The organism is Burkholderia sola (assembly GCF_905400185.1).
GTDB lineage: Bacteria > Pseudomonadota > Gammaproteobacteria > Burkholderiales > Burkholderiaceae > Burkholderia > Burkholderia sola.
Genome location: NZ_FR989676.1, coordinates 1,072,254 through 1,087,989, shown reverse-complemented (window position 1 = coordinate 1,087,989; position 15,736 = coordinate 1,072,254). Strand labels below are relative to the sequence as shown.

Sequence of the window (15,736 nt, the reverse complement as noted above, 5' to 3'; positions counted from 1 at the left end):
GATCACTGCCCGAGGTAACGCTCGACGAGGCGCGTCCAGAACGCCGCGCCGATCGGCAGGTTGCGATCGTTGAAGTCGTATTTCGGGTTGTGCACCATGCAGCCGTCCTCGCCTTCGCCGTTGCCGAGCCGCACGAACGAGCCCGGCCGCTGCTGCAGCATGAACGCGAAATCCTCGCTGCCCATCAGCAGGTCGGTCTGCTCGACCACGTGCGCATCGCCGACGAGTTCGCGCGCGACCTGCGCGGCGAAATCCGTTTCGGCATCCGTATTGACGACGACCGGATAACCTTCGATGTACTCGACGTTCGCGCTCGCGCCGTAGCTCGCGGCCTGCGTTTGCGCCAGCTCGGTGATGCGGCGCTTGAGCAGCGCGCGGACTTCGGGGCTGAACGAACGCACGCTGAGTTCGAGGCGCGCGCCGTTCGGGATCACGTTGTTCGCGGTGCCGGCGTGCATCGAGCCGACCGTGACGACCGCCGGCTGCGACGGGTCGACGTTGCGCGCGACGATCGTCTGCAGCGCCATCACGATGCTCGCGGCGACGACGACCGGATCGACCGTCAGGTGCGGCCGCGCCGCGTGGCCGCCGACGCCTTCGATCGTGATGATCGCCTTGTCGCCCGCCGACATGAACGGGCCGCGCCGCGTGAGGAACACGCCGGGCGCCGCGCCCGGATGGTTGTGCATGCCGAACACCGCATCGCACGGGAAGCGCTCGAACAGGCCGTCGTCGATCATCTTCTTCGCGCCGCTGTCGACGCCGTGCTCTTCCGCCGGCTGGAAATACAGGTGCACGGTGCCCGAAAAGTGACGCGTTTTCGCGAGATGCTGTGCGGCGCCGAGCAGCATCGTCGTGTGGCCGTCGTGGCCGCACGCGTGCATCTTGCCGTGCGTGCCGCTCGCATACGGCAGGCCGGTCGCCTCGACGATCGGCAACGCATCCATGTCGGCGCGAATGCCGATGCTGCGCGTGCCGTCGCCCACCCGCAGCGTGCCGACCACACCCGTCTTGCCGACCCCGCGCGTCACCTGCCAGCCCCATTGCTCGAGCTTGTCGGCGACGAGCGCGGCCGTGTCGTGCTCTTCGTACGCGAGTTCGGGGTGGTGATGGATGTGGTGACGGATCTCGCGTAGCCCGCCGGCGGCGGGCATCAGATCCTCGACTTCGGTGAAGCGGGTATCGGTGGTGGTCATCAAGGGGCTCCTGCGTTTGTCTGCGCACGCCGGTGGCGCGTGCGGGAAAGCGAGCCACTATAGCCAGCCGATATCGGTTCAATAAGATGCGGAATTTTTCACCGTGATAAGGGTTTTTAATCAGGGTTAATACGGACGGATCGGACCCGCAGCCGCGCAACCCGCTTCTTCGCCCGCATCACGCGGCCGCCGTTCTTTACGCATGCGTCGAACGCGGCCGGTCGTTCGTCCGCATCGCATGTCCGGCGAACATCGACTGTGAATCGATGTCCTCACCGCGCGATTCGCGCGACGCGATCACCGCGACGAACGCGGGAAGCGCCATCAGCATCGCGTAACCCGCGACGAAGATCGCCGAGCCCGTATAGCTGACGAGCAGCGTGCCGACGATCGGGGCGATCGACCCGCCGAGCACCGATGCGAGCTGATAGCTGGTCGACAGTGCGGTAAAGCGCACCCGCGTCGGAAACAGTTCGGCCATGTACGCGGCCATCGGTCCGAGAATGATGCCGTGGCAGGCCAGGCACGCGATCAACGCGAGTTGCAGATGCGCATAATCGCTGCCCGGCGACAACGTGAACAACGAACAACCGGCGACCGCCGCGCCGAGCAAGCCGGCGATCAGCACCGGGCGCCGTCCGACCCGGTCCGACACGTGCGCGGCGATCAGGATGACGACGACCTCGATCGCCGACGCCCACATCAGCGCGGACAGCGCCTGCGGCCGGCTGAAGTGCAGATAGCCGGTCGCGAGTCCGAGCGCGAACGTCGAGAACAGATACAGGAACGTGTTTTCCGCGGCCTTCACGAAGAACGCACGCGCCATCTGCCGCCAGTTGCCCGCACACGTTTCGCGCAGCGACGCGCGCTCGACCGTCCGATGCGCGGCGGCCAGCTCGGCGAATGCCGCCGATTCCTCGACGCGCCGGCGCGTCCAGAAACCGACGATCACGAGCAGCGCGGAGATGAAGAACGGAATCCGCCACGCCCAGTCGACGAATGCGGCATCGCCGTAGAACCGCTGCACCAGCCCGATCACGAACGCGGTCAGCACGTTCGCGAGCGGGCCGGCGAACATCGTGAAGCTGGTCCAGAAGCCGCGCTGCGCGGCGGGCATCGATTCGGCGATCATCAGGATCGCCCCGGTCGCTTCGCCGCCGACCGCGATCCCCTGCACGATCCGCAGCAGCACGAGCAGCAGCGGCGCCGCGATGCCGATCGACGCATAGGTCGGCAACAGGCCGACGCAGAACGTGCTGATGCCCATCATCAGCAGACTGACGACGAGCGTCTTGCGGCGGCCGATGCGGTCGCCGATCATCCCGAACACGATGCCGCCGAGCGGCCGCGCGACGAAGCCGACCGCGAACGTCGCGAGCGCGAGCAGCGTGGCCGCGAGCGGATTGCCGACGACGAAGAACTGCTTGTCGAACACGAGCACCGCGCACGCGGCGAACGCGAAGAAGTCGTACCACTCGAGCGTGGTGCCGACGGTGCAGGCGAACATCAGGTTGGCACGCTTTTTCATCGCGCATGTCTCCGGTCTTTTTTGTGGTTTATGGGGGGCGAGCGGCGCTCGCGGCGCCACCGCGCGTTCAAAGTTCGAGAACGAGCCGCTCGCCACCGCACGCGCGCGAACAGCAGGTCATCATGCGGTCGTGCGCGTCGCGCTCCGCGCGCGTGAGCACGCTGTCGCGATGATCGACTCGACCGGCCAGCACGCGGACTTCGCACGAGCCGCACAGCCCTTCGCGGCAGTCGCTCTGCACGTCGATGTTCGCGTGCTGCAACGCGACGAGCACGGTCTGGTTCGCCGAGACCGTCAGCGTGATGCCCGAATCCTTCAGTTCGACTTCGAACGGCCGCTCCTTCGACGGATCCAGCGCCGCCTTCGTCGACACGAAATGCTCGACTCGCAGCGCATCGCGCGGCCAGTGCGCGCAGCTCGCTTCGAGTGCGTCGAGCATCCGCGCGGGGCCGCACGCGTAGATGTGCGTGTCGTCGGCCGGCTGCGCGAACAGCGCGCGAAAGTCGTTACGCGAGCCTTCTTCCGACACGTACACGTGCAGACGCTCCCCATGCAGCGCGGCGAGCGTATCGAGCATCGCCATCGACGCGCGTCGGGAGCCGCTGTAGTGGATTTCGTAATCGATGCCGCGCGCCTTCGCTTCGCGCGCCATCGCACTGATCGGCGTAATGCCGATGCCGCCCGCGACGAAGATGGCCTTGTCGACGTCGGCTGCGAAGCGGAAGTGATTGCGCGCGCCGCGAATCTTCAGCCCATCGCCGGCGCGCAGGTTCGCATGCACCCACGCCGATCCGCCGCGGCTCTGCGCTTCGTGCAGTACCGCGATCTCGTACACGTCGCGCTCGTCCGGGTCGCCGCACAGCGAATACTGGCGCGTGATGCCGGTATCGCCGCAGATCACGTCGATGTGCGAGCCGGGCGTCCAGCGCGGCAGCGGGCGGCCGTCGGCGGACACGAGCCGGATGTGGGCGATGCGATCCGCGCACATCGACACGCGTTCGACCGTGACCGCGCGGCTCACCGCGTGCGACGGCGGCTCGCCGATGCGCACCGCCGCGCGCGGGCGCAGCACCGACGGGTCGCGGCGCTCGGGATTCAGCGCAGGATCCCATTCGACGTACAGATGCTCGGGGCCTCGGAACGACGTGTTCGGCACATACGTGAAGCGCTGCTCGGCGAGCTTCATGTGCGGCAGACGGCGCGTGAACTCGTCGAGGAAGACCTGCATCTCCATGCGCGCGAGATTCTTGCCCATGCACTGATGCGATCCATAGCCGAACGTCAGCTGATCGTTCGCGTTCTCGCGGCGGATGTCGAACAGGTCGGCGTCCGCGAAGCGCGCTTCGTCGTGATTCGCGGACGACGTGACGATCAGCAGCTTCGAGCCCGCCGGAATGTCGATGCCGCCGATCGTCACGTCCTTCGTCGCGAGCCGTCGCCATGCGGCGACCGAGCCGTTGTGGCGCAGGCACTCCTCGACCGCGTTCGGAATCAGCGACGGATCCTCGCAGATGTCGCGCCACGCGTCCGGATGCTGCAGCAGCAGTTTCATCGCGTTCGCCGTCGCGTTCGCGGTCGTCTCGTGCGCGGCGACGATGCCCGCCATCATCATCGAATGCAGATACGAATCGGTGATCACGTCCGGCAGTTCCTTCTGCTTGCGGATCCCGTACTGCATCCAGCCGGGCCCGGACGGATTCTCGCGCATCTTGTCGAGCACCTTGCCCGCGAACTGCCAGAACTTGCCGACCGCATGCGCGACCGCGACCTGCTCCTCCGGTTTCGGGCGCCCCCACGTGTTGATCGTGTGCGCGATCGAGTATTCGCGCAGCGTGTCCATGTCCTCCTCGGGCACGCCGAGAAAGTGCAGCGCGACGGTGAGCGGCACTTCCCACAGCATCTGGTCGACCAGATCCGCTCGACCGTCGTCGATGAAACGGTCCACGTATTCGCGCGCGAGCCGGCGCACCATCGGTTCGTGATGCCTCAGCGCGTCGGGCGTGAACGGGTCGAGCAGCGCGCGGCGGCGCGGCATGTGCGCGGGCTCGTCCTCGTTGACGAGCGTGCGGTTCAGCGCAAAGCCGTACGACGCGAGCACCGCGTTCGCCTCGGGGCCGGTGGGCGTGATCTTCTCCAATGCGATCGACGGGCTGAACGTGAGGTTGTCGCGAAAGATCGCCTTGATGTCGTCGTAGCGCGTGACGACCCAGTAGCCGAGTCTGGGGCTGTAGAACACCGGCTCCTGCTCGCGCGCCCAGCGCACGTACTCGGGCGGGTCCTGCTGGTAGCCGTCGTCGAACGGATCGAACGCGGCTGCGGCGGCGCTCACCGGACAGCCGTTCGGTGCGCTCGCCGCGGCCGGCGCAGGATGAAACGGACATTTCGACGATGACGCGTGGCGGTCCGTGACGGACATGATTCGCTCCCGCGCTATGATTTTGCGTAAATCTAATACGCAATGCGTAATCAAGCGACTGGGGTAAACCTTGGCGGCCGGGCGCCGCCGGTCGTCCGGCTAGAATCCGGCTTATGGAAAAGATCGCCAGAACGAAGAAGACCGCGGCCGCCGAGCGCGACCGCAGGCAACGCGTCCAGTCCGCGTCGACCGGCCTGCTCGTGCTGAAGGAACTCGCCGCGTGCGGCGGCCGCGCCACGCTGACCGCGCTCGCCGCGCGGCTCGACGAGAATCCCGCGAAGGTTCACCGCTATCTGGCGAGCCTGATGGAGGAAGCGTTCGTCACGCAGGAGCGCGCCACCCAGCAATACGTGCTCGGGCCCCAGTGCATCTCGATCGGGCTCGCGGCGATCCGGATGGCCGACCCGATACGGCTCGCCGAACCGTCGCTCGTGCGCGTGCGCGAGCGCCTGGAGGTGACGTGCTTCGTCGCGATCATGGGCAACCGCGGGCCGACGATCATGCGCTTCGAAGAGCCCGGCTTGCCGGTCACGGTCAATGTTCGCGCCGGCTCGGTGATGTCGTTGCTATGGTCCGCAACCGGGCGGCTGTTCCTCGCGCTGCTCGACGAGCCGCGTGTGCGACAGCTGGCGGAAGACGAACTCGCGTCGGCGCCGGCCGAGCTGCGCGCGCAGCTCGATCGTCGCGATCCGGTCGGAAAATTGCAGCGCGAGATTCGCGCGGCCGGCCTCGCGACCGTCCGCGACACGAACCTGAAGGGCATCAGCGCCGTGTCGGCGCCGCTATTCGATGCGAACGGACATATGTGTGCGGCGATCACCGCGTTGGGCGCGACCGGCGGCTTCGACGCGTCGATCGACGGGCCGGTCGCGACGGCACTGCGCCACGAGGCCGCGCTGATCAGCGGCGAGCTCGGGTACAGCGCCGATCCCGACAGTCGGTAGTGCATCCGCGTATCGGCGCGGACGCGGGCTTCCTGCCCGCGATCCACCGCGCCGTTACGCCACGGCCGGAAAATCGAGCGTCGTATCGTTCACGCGATTGACGAGGTTCGTGAACGTGATCGACGCGATGGCGAGATTGATCTCGATGAGCTGGCGTTCCGTATAGCCCGCTGCGCGCACCGCATCGACGACCGCAACGGGGACCGTGCCGTGCGTGCCGACGAGCGTACGAACATACGCGACCAGCGCGTCCCGCGCGGCGTCGCCGGTTGCCGCGCCCGCGCGCACCTGCTTCATCTGATCGCTTGTCAGGCCTGCCAGCTTGCCCATCAGCGTGTGAGCGGCGACGCAGTAATCACATCCCGCGTATTCGCTGACCGCCAGCTTGATCGCTTCGATATCGGCCTTGCCGAGCGTGCTCGCCGCGACCGCCGCATCGAACGCCAGCGCCGCGCCGAGCGCTTCGGGGCTTTGCGTGCCGATGGTGGCGTATGCGTTGGGCACCTTGCCGACGGCCTTCTTGATCTTCGCGAACACTTCAGCGGCCGCGCCGGTTGCCTCTTCAGGGCGAATGGTGGTGAGACGGGACATGATCGACTCCTTGCTTCGTGGTTGAACGGTTAGCCATGTCGTATGGCATGGGAGTCAGTGTAGGGATGCGTGACGTTTTCTTTAATGCCATACTGCCGCAACTCCATGCTCAAACGTCTCATATGGAAATGCTCGACCGATTGCTGTCGATGATGCCGGTCACCGGGCGGCTTGACGTGCGGTGCCACTTCGGGTCGCCGTGGCGCATCGACCATCCCGAGTCGAGCGAGTGGGAACTCCCCTATCACATCCTGTTGCGCGGCGAGGCCGTCGTCGAGTGCGAGACGGACGGAGAAGACGAACCGACGCTGCGGATGAAGGCCGGCGACATCGTCGTGTTTCCGTCCGGCAGCGCCCATCGGCTGCACGACGGCAGCGGCGAGGCGCCGCGCGCGGCGCGCGAGCGGCACCGAAACGGCCTGACCGTTGCGACGAACGGCAGCACCAATGCGAACACCGATGTGCTGTGCGGGCGCTTCGTGCTGCCTGCCGTCCCGCAGCAGTTGCTGCGCGACCATCTGCCGCGACGTCTGATCGTGAGCAGCGTAACCGCGGGCGACGAACAGACGCGCGACGCCGCGTTTGCAGCCACGCGGCTCGCGCGGCTCATCGACTTGATGCGCGAGGAAGCGCTGGAGCAACGCGCCGGCAGTGCCGCGGTCGTGGATCATCTGTCCGGCGCGCTGTTCGCGTTGACCCTGCGCAGTGCGTCCGAGGCAGGCCACGCGCCGCGCGGGCTGCTTGCACTGGCACAACGTCATCGGCTGCAGCCGGCGCTCGCAGCGATGTTCGACGAGCCCGAAAAGCCCTGGACGCTGGCCCAGCTGGCCGAGCGCTGCCACATGTCGCGCGCGACGTTCGCACGCCACTTCGACGAGGCGATCAGCCGCTCGGCAACCGATGTCCTGACTGAAATCCGCATGGCGCTTGCCGGGCGCAAGCTCGCGCAAACGACGATGTCCGTCGCCGAAATCGGCGAATCGGTCGGCTATCGATCCGAGGCCGCGTTCCAACGGGTGTTCAAACGGCAGGTGGGCATGACGCCGGCGAAGTGGCGCATCCGATCGTCGAGCATCGCGGAGCCGGACACGCGTTCATCCTGACACGCGATGCGCGTGAGGCCACGTTCATTTCACCCGGATATCTTTCATACATGGACAGGCTCCAGGCCATGACCACCTTCGTCACGGTGGTCGAGACGGAAGGGTTCGCATCGGCGGCGCGCAAGCTGAACGTCTCGCCGTCGGTGATCAGCCGCGTGATGACGGAACTCGAGGAATATCTCGGCGTGCGGCTGTTGACGCGGACGACGCGCGTGGTCCGCATCACCGATGCGGGCGCGTCGTTTTACGAGGACTGCCGGCGCATTCTGGCGGACATCGACGCGGCCGAGCTTTCCGCCACCGGCACCGGCAATACGCCACGCGGCCAGCTCACCGTCACGGCGCCTGTACTGTTCGGCAAGAGCTACGTGACGCCGATCGCGCTCGAGTATCTGCAGCAGCATCCTTCCGTCAATCTCAACTGCTGGTTTCTGGACCGCGTCGTCAATCTCGTCGATGAAGGCGCCGACGTGGCCGTGCGCATCGGCGAGTTGCCGAACTCGTCGCTGCAGGCGATCTCGGTCGGCAAGGTACGCCGCGTGCTGTGCGCGTCTCCCGCTTATCTGGACGCGCACGGCACGCCGCAGCGTCCGGACGATCTCGCGGCTCACGTCACGATTCAGGCGACGGGCATCACGCCGGCGCCCGAATGGCGCTTCCGCGCGCGGGACAAGACGCTCACCGTCCCCATCCAGCCGCGCCTGCTGACCACGACGAACGATTCCGCGATCGCCGCGGCAACGGCCGGCCTCGGCATCGTGCGCCTGCTGTCCTATCAGGTGGTCGACGAACTCGCGCAAGGCACGCTGTGCGTGCTGCTGGCCGAGCACGAACTTGCGCCGCTCCCGGTTCACGTCGTGCATCGGGAGGGCCGGCACGCGAACCGGAAAGCGCGCGCGTTCATCGATCTCTGCGTCGAAAGGCTGAGGGCCCAAGCGCCGATGTGGTCTGCCTAGGGCGTGTTCACGCCCTAGCAGGCACCGGCGAGTCGGCACGCGTAGCGAGCATCGCGCGCCGTAGGCAAGCAGGCCCTACAGGCCGAGATCGCTGAGGCCCGGATGATCGTCGGGCCTGCGCCCGAGCGGCCAGAAGAATTTCCGGTCGGCCTCGGCGATCGGCAGATCGTTGATGCACGCATGGCGGTGGTGCATGAGGCCATCGTCGCCGAATTCCCAGTTCTCGTTGCCGTACGAGCGATACCCGTTCTGCGCGTCGTCATGCCACTCGTAGGCGAAGCGCACGGCGATCCGGTTGCCGCCGTACGCCCACAGCTCCTTCATGAGCCGGTAGTCGAGTTCGCGCTGCCATTTGCGTGTGAGCAGCGCAACGATCGCCGGACGGCCCGTCGCGAATTCGGCGCGGTTGCGCCACACGCTGTCGACGCTGTACGCGAGCGAAACCTGCTCCGGATTGCGCGTGTTCCACCCGTCTTCCGCAAGCCGCACTTTCTCGATCGCCGTGTCCAGCGAGAACGGTGGAACCGGCGGGCGGGCAACGTTGACGTCTTCCATGGTCAAACTCCTTTCGTCGGGAATCGTCGCCGTGCGACGAGGGTTCTGAATCACACGTCGAGCAGCAGACGATCGCCGCCGCCCGATTCGCGATGCGCGGGCACCGCGCAGCAGATCAGCGCTTCGTCGTCCGGTACCTTGAATTCCGGCGCGACCGGATACGTCACCGCGCCTTCGACGATCCGCGTGCGGCAAGTGCCGCAACTGCCTCCGCGACACCCGTATTCCGGCGTCAGGCCGCGCGCCTCGGCCAGGTCCAGCAGCGAGCCGCTGCCCGGCTGCCAGCGCGCTTCCTTGCCCGACTTGACGAACGCGACGGGTGTCGGCGTATCCGCCGGCGCACGCAGTGGGGCACTCGCGTCCGAATCGGCTCGACGCTTGAGCCCGGAAGGGCCGAACGACTCCGCGTGGATTCGATGGTCCGCCACGTTCAGGTCGCGGAGCGCGTCATAGACCGCTTGCATGAAGCTCGACGGTCCGCACAGGTAAAAGTCGTAGTCGTCGAACGGCAGCGTCGCGCGCAGCAGGTTCGCATCGATGCGGCCGACGACGTCGAATTCGTCGCCCTCGCGCGCGCCGGTCGCGTCCGACAGCACGCGCACCACGTTCACCGCGCCGTTCGCCGCCGACGCGAGCTGGCCGATCTCGTCGCCGAACGCGCGCTCCTTCACGGAGCGTGCCGCGTGAAAGAACCAGGTCTTGCGCGTGCCGCGCTTGCGCGCGCCTTCGTAGACGATGTGACGCAACATCGCCAGCATCGGCGTCACGCCGACACCGGCCGCCAGCAATACGGCGGGACGGCGCTCGAGCGCATCGATCGTGAATTGCCCGGCGGGCGCTCGCACTTCGATGCGGTCACCGACCTGCACCCCGTCATGCAGATGCGACGACACGCGCCCTTCCCGCTTCACGCTGATGCGATACACACCGTCCGACGGCGCGCTCGACAACGTATAGGTGCGGATGAGCGGATCGCCGCCCTCCGACAGATTCACGCGAATCGGCACGTGCTGGCCCGCCAGGTGCGGCACCAAGCCGGCACCGTCCGCAGGGTCGAGCTGGAACGAGCGAATCAGCGTGCTCTCGTCGGTGATTTTCGCGACCCTGAACGGACGCCACGCCCGTGCCAGTTCGGCGGCGCTCAGGCGGCGCGCGGCCTCGTCCCAGCTCCCCGTCATCAGCGAGTTGGGCGACCAGCCTTCCGCCCGGAACGTCCAGCGCAACGGCAATGCGCCGGCGCGATAAACGACGCGGCGCGGCTTGAAGCGCCACAGTCGCTCCGCGCCCTGAAATGCGGCGATCTCCGGTGAATCGAGGTCGACTTCGGCTTCGCCGGTCATCTGCAACACGTCGCCGGTTTCGAAGTCGGCGAACACGATGCCCGCGCGCGGATTGACCCGAAAATTGCCCAGTGTCGCGAAGAACAGGTTGCCGGCGAAATCCGGGATCGTCAGCACGCCGTCGTCGCCGATGCGCACGAACCCCGCCTTGCCGCCGCGATGCGAAACGTCGACCTGACGCTCGGCGCCGTCGCCGACGTAGGACGCAACGAACAGCGTGTCGGCAGCCGCGATGATCGCGCGGGCGCGATCGTCGAGACGATCGCTTTCCTCCGGTGCGATTTCCGAGAACGTATCGGGTTCGCGTACGAACGCGAAATCGCGCAACTGGATGTATTGCGGGCAGTTGCCGAAGCTCTGCACGACGTCGAGATCGAATGCGCGCGGCTCGCCGCGACGGATCATGCCGTTCAGGCGATTGCGACGCCGCGTATGCAGTTCGATGCCGAGCAGGCCGATCGCCGCGCCGTCGTGCGTGCCACTGGCAGCCGGATCGTTCGGATCGAACACGGTGTCGATGCGCAGGCGCTTGTCGTTCGGCGACTGCATGAAGCCGGGCTGGCCGAATGCGAAGGTCGCCCATACGTCTGCGTCGTCGGCCACCGCACCGACGACGACGAAAGGCAACTGTGCGAAGAACGCGCGATGCTGGTCGGGCATGTGATCCCTGACGAAGCGCCGTCCCACGCTGTCCATCTTCTGCATCACGCCTGTTTTTTCCTGCAGCTCGAGTTCGCCCCGATGCCACGGCGAGTTCGCTTCATTCGATACCGTGCTCACGATGTGTCTCCTCGACGGAACCTGCACATGACGCTTTCAGCGCGCGTTGACGCGCCCGGCGTCGCCTCCGTCACCGCACGGGCGACGGGCCGACCTCGATCACGCAGCGGCCGCGAGCCCGACCGGCGTCTTCACGAACTCGACGAAACCCGGCAACGCTTCGATGCGGCGCAGCCACGCCGAGACGTTCGAATAGCCGGACAGGTCCACATTGCCTTCGGGTGCACGCGCAACGTAGCCGTACAACGCGACGTCGGCGATGGTCGGCTTCGGCCCGACGATGAAGTCGCGCCCCGCGAGTTCGGCGTCGATGAGCGCGAGGATGCGATGCGCGCGGGCGATCACTTCGTCGGCATTGAACTTCGCACCGAAGACCGTGATGAGCCGCGCGGCGGCCGGCCCGAATGCGATCTCGCCGGCCGCGACCGACAACCAGCGCTGCACGGCGGCTTCCTGCACGGGCGATTGCGGGAGGAAGTCGCTGTTGCCCGACGTGCGGGCGAGATACACGAGGATGGCATTCGAATCGGCGATCACGGTGTCCCCGTCGACCAGCACCGGCACCTGACCGAAGCGGTTCAGCGCCAGAAATTCAGGCGACTTGTGCGCGCCGGCGGCCAGGTCGACTTCGACCAGTTCATGCTCGATGCCGAGCAGCGAGATGAGCAGGCGGGCGCGGTGCGAGTGACCGGAAAGCGGATGAACGTAGAGCTTCACGACTGTGTCCTTTTGGAGGTGCGACGAGCAGGTCTCATCGCTTGAGGCAAGTCTAGAAACTCGGCGGTTGCGACAGAATCCCCGCTGAGGAGAATTGATCGTTCTCGTTTCGCGAATGGTCGGGCGAAAGCCGGCGTTGCGATGCGGACCCACGCGGCGTTTTGCGCGCCGGGCCGCCGGCGAAATCGATCGCGCCGGCACGCGACCCGGCTTGCGGGAGCGACGCGGTCGACGCGATCGACGCGCCGCCCGCGACAGCGGCCGCCCTTACTCGATCGCCTTGAGCGCCTCCAGTCCGGCCGGCAGCTTCGCGTCCGGAAACTGCGTGGACAGCGTGGCGTCCCGCCAGCGCGCCGCCTCTTCCGCGCGCTGCCGTTCCGCCTGCTCGCAGACGAACAGCGCATCGCCGCCGAGCAGCAGGCGCAGCGGCACGTCGTCGCGGCGCGACAGGTCGACGATCAACGCCGCGATCCGCGCGGGATCGCCGACCTCGTGGCCGCCATACGCACCGAGCAACTCGAGAATCTTGCCGACCGACGGCTGATAGTCGGGCAGCAGATCGTCGACGTCGCGCTTCGCCTGCGCGGCCCATTCGGTCCGCATCCCGCCCGGTTCGAGCGTGCACACGCGCACGCCGAACGGCGCGACTTCCTTCGCGAGCACGTCGCTGAATCCGCCGACCGCCCACTTCGCGGCCTGATACGCGGACAACCCGGGCGTCGACGTGCGCCCGCCGACCGACGATACCTGGAAGATGCGCCCCGCGCGTTGTGCGCGCATCGTCGGCAGCACCGCGCGCGTGAGATTGATCACGCCGAACAGGTTCGTTTCGATCTGGTCGCGGAACACGTCGGCGCCCATCTGCTCGAACGGCGCCGTATGGCCGTAGCCCGCGTTGTTCACCAGCACGTCGATGCGGCCGAATGCGGCGCGTGCCGCCGAGACGGCCTGCTCTGCCGCCGCTTCGTCGGTGACGTCGAGCGCGACCGGCAGCAACCGGTCGCCATACCGTTCGGCCAGATCGGCCAGTTGCGCCGGGTCGCGTGCGCCGGCCACCAGTCGGTCGCCCGCCGCCAGCACGGCTTCCGAAATCGCGCGTCCCAGGCCGCGTGCGGCCCCTGTTACCAACCAGACTTTCGACATTTTCCACTCCTTGATCGTGGTGAAACGATGAAAATGAATGATTACTCACTCATTAATATGGACGATAAACCGATCCTTCATGACCCGCATCGCCCTGCCTGAAACTCCGTGCCGGCCGTCGCGGCACGCGCCGCCCGACGGCCGTGCCTGACTCACACCGCGTGCAACACGGCCCACAACGCGCGAAAGCCGGCTTCCTGGTACGCATCGGCGCGCACCGGATCGCGTGCGATCGATTCCATCGCCGTTTCCGCAATCGACGTAAACAACGCCGAGCAGAACGCATGCGCTTCGTCGCGGTTCAGCGCGCCCGACGCGGCGACCTGTTCGCGCAGCAGCGCACGGATCGCGCCGAAGCCTTCGGCGCCGGCCGCGCGATGCGGGTCGTCGATGCGCCCGCTCACGCCGAGCTGCTGCAGCGCGCGCCGGCCGTCCGGATTCGCGACGCCCCACGACACATAGCCGTTCCACGCATGCCGTACCGCCTGCTCGGCCGGCGCGTGTTCCGGAAACCCGGTCATCATCGCTTCGCGCATGTCGGCCTTCAGGCTCACGTACAGCGCGTTCAGCAACGCATCCTTGGTGTCGAAATAGGTGAACACCGTGCCTTCCGCAACGCCGGCCAGCCGCGCGATGCGCGCGGTCGTCGCGGTCGCGCCGTCCTCGGCGAGCGCGCGCGCGGCTGCGGCGAGGATGGCTTCGTGCTTGTCGGGACTGCGCGGTCGGGCCACGTTCGATTCCTTTAATGAGTGAGCACTCAATCATAATCGAGCCATCAACGAGAACGCAAGCCCTGTTACATCCGGGGGAACGCACACGCAAACCATCAAAACGGTGCACTATTGCGTTTTGCCGTACCGGCGCCGGCCATCCGGCGCCCGATTGCCCTCGACGTTCGTTTCACGTTCACCGTTTCAAACCGCGAACCTCCCATGACGAATCAGCCTTCCCAGACGGCGGCCGACCGGCCCGTCGACATGATCATCTTCGGCGGCGGCGGCGACCTGGCCGCCCGCAAGCTGTTGCCCGCGCTGTACATGGCGCACCTGCACTGCAATCTTCCGCCCGAGACGCGCATCATCGCCGTCGGCCGCCGCGACTGGGGCATCGACGGCTATCGCAAGTTCATGGACGAGCAGTCGCGCCCGTTCATCGACGAGAAGGCGTTCGACGCCGACGCGTGGAGCCGCTTCCTCGACCTGTTCAAGTACGTGCTGATCGACGTGAACGCGCCGGACGACTACCTGCGGCTCGCCGAAGCGGCGCGTGGCGACGCGATCCGCGTGTTCTACCTGTCGACGTCGCCGGAGCTGTTCACGACGATCTGCGACAACCTGTCGGCCGCGCACCTCGTCGACGCGCACTCGCGCGTCGTCCTCGAAAAGCCGCTGGGCCACGATCTCGCGTCCGCGAAGGCGATCAATAACGCGGTCGGCAAGCACTTCGAAGAATCGCAGATCTACCGGATCGACCACTATCTCGGCAAGGAAACCGTGCAGAACCTGATGGTGCTGCGCTTCGGCAACCCGATCTTCGGGCCGCTGTGGCAGGCGCCGAACATCCGCAGCGTGCAGATCACGGTCGCGGAAACGGTCGGCGTCGGCAGCCGTGCGGGCTTCTACGACCATACCGGCGCGCTGCGCGACATGGTGCAGAACCACCTGCTGCAGTTGCTGTGCATCGTCGCGATGGAGCCGCCCGTGTCGCTCGACCCGGACGCGGTGCGCGACGAGAAGCTGAAGGTGCTGCGCTCGCTGCGGCCGATGTCGCTGTCGGACGTCGCGCGCGACACGGTGCGCGGCCAGTACACGGCCGGCGCGGTCGACGGGCAGCCGGTCAAGGGCTATCTCGAGGAAGACAACGTGCCGGCGGACAGCCGTGCGGAAACCTTCGTCGCGCTGCGCGCGCACATCAACAACTGGCGCTGGGCGAACGTGCCGTTCTTCCTGCGCACCGGCAAGCGGCTGCAGCGCCGCCAGTCGGAAATCGTGATCGAGTTCGCGGACATGCCGTTCTCGATCATCCCGACCGGCCCGCGCAATTACGGCAACCGTCTCGTGATCCAGCTTCAGCCGGAAGAGTCGATCCAGTTGCAGATGCTCGCGAAAGAGCCGGGCAGCGGAATGAACATGGTGCCGGTGAGCCTGAACCTCGACCTGCAGCAGGCGATTCCGGAACGGCGCGCGGAAGCGTACGAACGGCTGCTGATCGACGTGATCCGCGGCCGCCTCACGCACTTCATGCGCCGCGACGAACTCGAAGCCGCCTGGTCGTGGGTCGAGCCGATCCTCGACGGCTGGAAGCAGCTCGGCGACCGGCCGCGCCTGTACACGGCCGGCACGTTCGGGCCCGCGGCTTCGTCGGCGCTGCTCGCGCGCGACGGAATGTCCTGGGCCGAAGAGGCGTAATCGCCGCACGACGGCGTGCCGCCGCGCGGCACGCCGAACTCGGAAAGGCAGCGCCGCGT

13 protein-coding genes are annotated in these 15,736 nt (G+C 66.9%); 4 read left to right on the top strand and 9 right to left on the bottom strand.

Going from position 1 to position 15,736, the window contains the following annotated elements:
- Positions 1–2: 2 nt before the first annotated feature.
- From KR541_RS21490 to KR541_RS21480, 3 genes are all read right to left on the bottom strand, one after another.
- On the bottom strand, positions 3–1,196 hold the full coding sequence (locus KR541_RS21490; RefSeq protein WP_050012115.1) for a M20 aminoacylase family protein: 1,194 nt from the start codon (positions 1,194–1,196) through the stop codon (positions 3–5).
- Positions 1,197–1,392: 196 nt separating this feature from the next.
- Complete coding sequence (locus KR541_RS21485; protein WP_050012116.1) at positions 1,393–2,724, bottom strand: MFS transporter; 1,332 nt, start codon at positions 2,722–2,724, stop codon at positions 1,393–1,395.
- A gap of 67 nt (positions 2,725–2,791) precedes the next feature.
- Entirely contained in the window at positions 2,792–5,140 is a 2,349-nt protein-coding gene (locus KR541_RS21480; protein WP_216089774.1) for a cytochrome P450/oxidoreductase, read from the bottom strand.
- Between the two features lie 113 nt (positions 5,141–5,253).
- Between KR541_RS21480 and KR541_RS21475 the strand changes: the two genes are divergently transcribed.
- Complete coding sequence (locus tag KR541_RS21475; RefSeq protein ID WP_216089773.1) at positions 5,254–6,084, top strand: IclR family transcriptional regulator; 831 nt, start codon at positions 5,254–5,256, stop codon at positions 6,082–6,084.
- A 54-nt stretch (positions 6,085–6,138) separates the two neighbouring features.
- Here KR541_RS21475 and KR541_RS21470 read toward each other — a convergent pair whose 3' ends face one another.
- Entirely contained in the window at positions 6,139–6,675 is a 537-nt protein-coding gene (locus KR541_RS21470; RefSeq protein ID WP_050012119.1) for a carboxymuconolactone decarboxylase family protein, read from the bottom strand.
- Between the two features lie 65 nt (positions 6,676–6,740).
- On the opposite strand from KR541_RS21470, the gene KR541_RS21465 reads away from it, so the two are divergent.
- Together KR541_RS21465 and KR541_RS21460 are read left to right on the top strand one after the other, a co-directional pair.
- On the top strand, positions 6,741–7,778 hold the full coding sequence (locus KR541_RS21465; protein ID WP_124638925.1) for a cupin domain-containing protein: 1,038 nt from the start codon (positions 6,741–6,743) through the stop codon (positions 7,776–7,778).
- 50 nt (positions 7,779–7,828) lie between these two features.
- Entirely contained in the window at positions 7,829–8,734 is a 906-nt protein-coding gene (locus KR541_RS21460; protein ID WP_050012121.1) for a LysR family transcriptional regulator, read from the top strand.
- Between the two features lie 75 nt (positions 8,735–8,809).
- Here the strand turns inward: KR541_RS21460 and KR541_RS21455 are convergent, their stop codons facing one another.
- From KR541_RS21455 to KR541_RS21435, 5 genes are all read right to left on the bottom strand, one after another.
- Positions 8,810–9,289 carry a nuclear transport factor 2 family protein gene (locus tag KR541_RS21455; protein ID WP_050012122.1) on the bottom strand — a complete coding sequence of 160 codons (480 nt, stop codon included), beginning with the start codon at positions 9,287–9,289 and terminating at the stop codon, positions 8,810–8,812.
- Positions 9,290–9,339: 50 nt separating this feature from the next.
- Positions 9,340–11,409, bottom strand: a complete 2,070-nt coding sequence (locus tag KR541_RS21450) for a 2Fe-2S iron-sulfur cluster-binding protein (protein WP_050012123.1) — start codon at positions 11,407–11,409, stop codon at positions 9,340–9,342.
- A gap of 99 nt (positions 11,410–11,508) precedes the next feature.
- Positions 11,509–12,126 carry a glutathione S-transferase family protein gene (locus KR541_RS21445; RefSeq protein ID WP_050012124.1) on the bottom strand — a complete coding sequence of 206 codons (618 nt, stop codon included), beginning with the start codon at positions 12,124–12,126 and terminating at the stop codon, positions 11,509–11,511.
- 267 nt (positions 12,127–12,393) lie between these two features.
- Positions 12,394–13,269, bottom strand: a complete 876-nt coding sequence (locus KR541_RS21440) for an SDR family NAD(P)-dependent oxidoreductase (protein WP_050012125.1) — start codon at positions 13,267–13,269, stop codon at positions 12,394–12,396.
- A gap of 152 nt (positions 13,270–13,421) precedes the next feature.
- On the bottom strand, positions 13,422–14,000 hold the full coding sequence (locus KR541_RS21435; protein WP_050012126.1) for a TetR/AcrR family transcriptional regulator: 579 nt from the start codon (positions 13,998–14,000) through the stop codon (positions 13,422–13,424).
- Positions 14,001–14,201: 201 nt separating this feature from the next.
- On the opposite strand from KR541_RS21435, the gene zwf reads away from it, so the two are divergent.
- On the top strand, positions 14,202–15,677 hold the full coding sequence (gene zwf / locus KR541_RS21430) for a glucose-6-phosphate dehydrogenase (protein WP_050012127.1): 1,476 nt from the start codon (positions 14,202–14,204) through the stop codon (positions 15,675–15,677).
- Positions 15,678–15,736: the final 59 nt, after the last annotated feature.

Excerpts from the sequence above, each read along its gene's own strand:
- KR541_RS21485 (WP_050012116.1), bottom strand. The coding sequence starts at position 2,724 with ATGAAAAAGCGTGCCAACCTGATGTTCGCCTGCACCGTCGGCACCACG.
- KR541_RS21455 (WP_050012122.1), bottom strand. The coding sequence starts at position 9,289 with ATGGAAGACGTCAACGTTGCCCGCCCGCCGGTTCCACCGTTCTCGCTG.
- KR541_RS21490 (WP_050012115.1), bottom strand. The coding sequence starts at position 1,196 with ATGACCACCACCGATACCCGCTTCACCGAAGTCGAGGATCTGATGCCC.
- KR541_RS21460 (WP_050012121.1), top strand. The coding sequence starts at position 7,829 with ATGGACAGGCTCCAGGCCATGACCACCTTCGTCACGGTGGTCGAGACG.
- KR541_RS21465 (WP_124638925.1), top strand. The coding sequence starts at position 6,741 with ATGCGTGACGTTTTCTTTAATGCCATACTGCCGCAACTCCATGCTCAA.
- KR541_RS21470 (WP_050012119.1), bottom strand. The coding sequence starts at position 6,675 with ATGTCCCGTCTCACCACCATTCGCCCTGAAGAGGCAACCGGCGCGGCC.
- KR541_RS21475 (WP_216089773.1), top strand. The coding sequence starts at position 5,254 with ATGGAAAAGATCGCCAGAACGAAGAAGACCGCGGCCGCCGAGCGCGAC.
- KR541_RS21480 (WP_216089774.1), bottom strand. The coding sequence starts at position 5,140 with ATGTCCGTCACGGACCGCCACGCGTCATCGTCGAAATGTCCGTTTCAT.
- KR541_RS21440 (WP_050012125.1), bottom strand. The coding sequence starts at position 13,269 with ATGTCGAAAGTCTGGTTGGTAACAGGGGCCGCACGCGGCCTGGGACGC.
- zwf (WP_050012127.1), top strand. The coding sequence starts at position 14,202 with ATGACGAATCAGCCTTCCCAGACGGCGGCCGACCGGCCCGTCGACATG.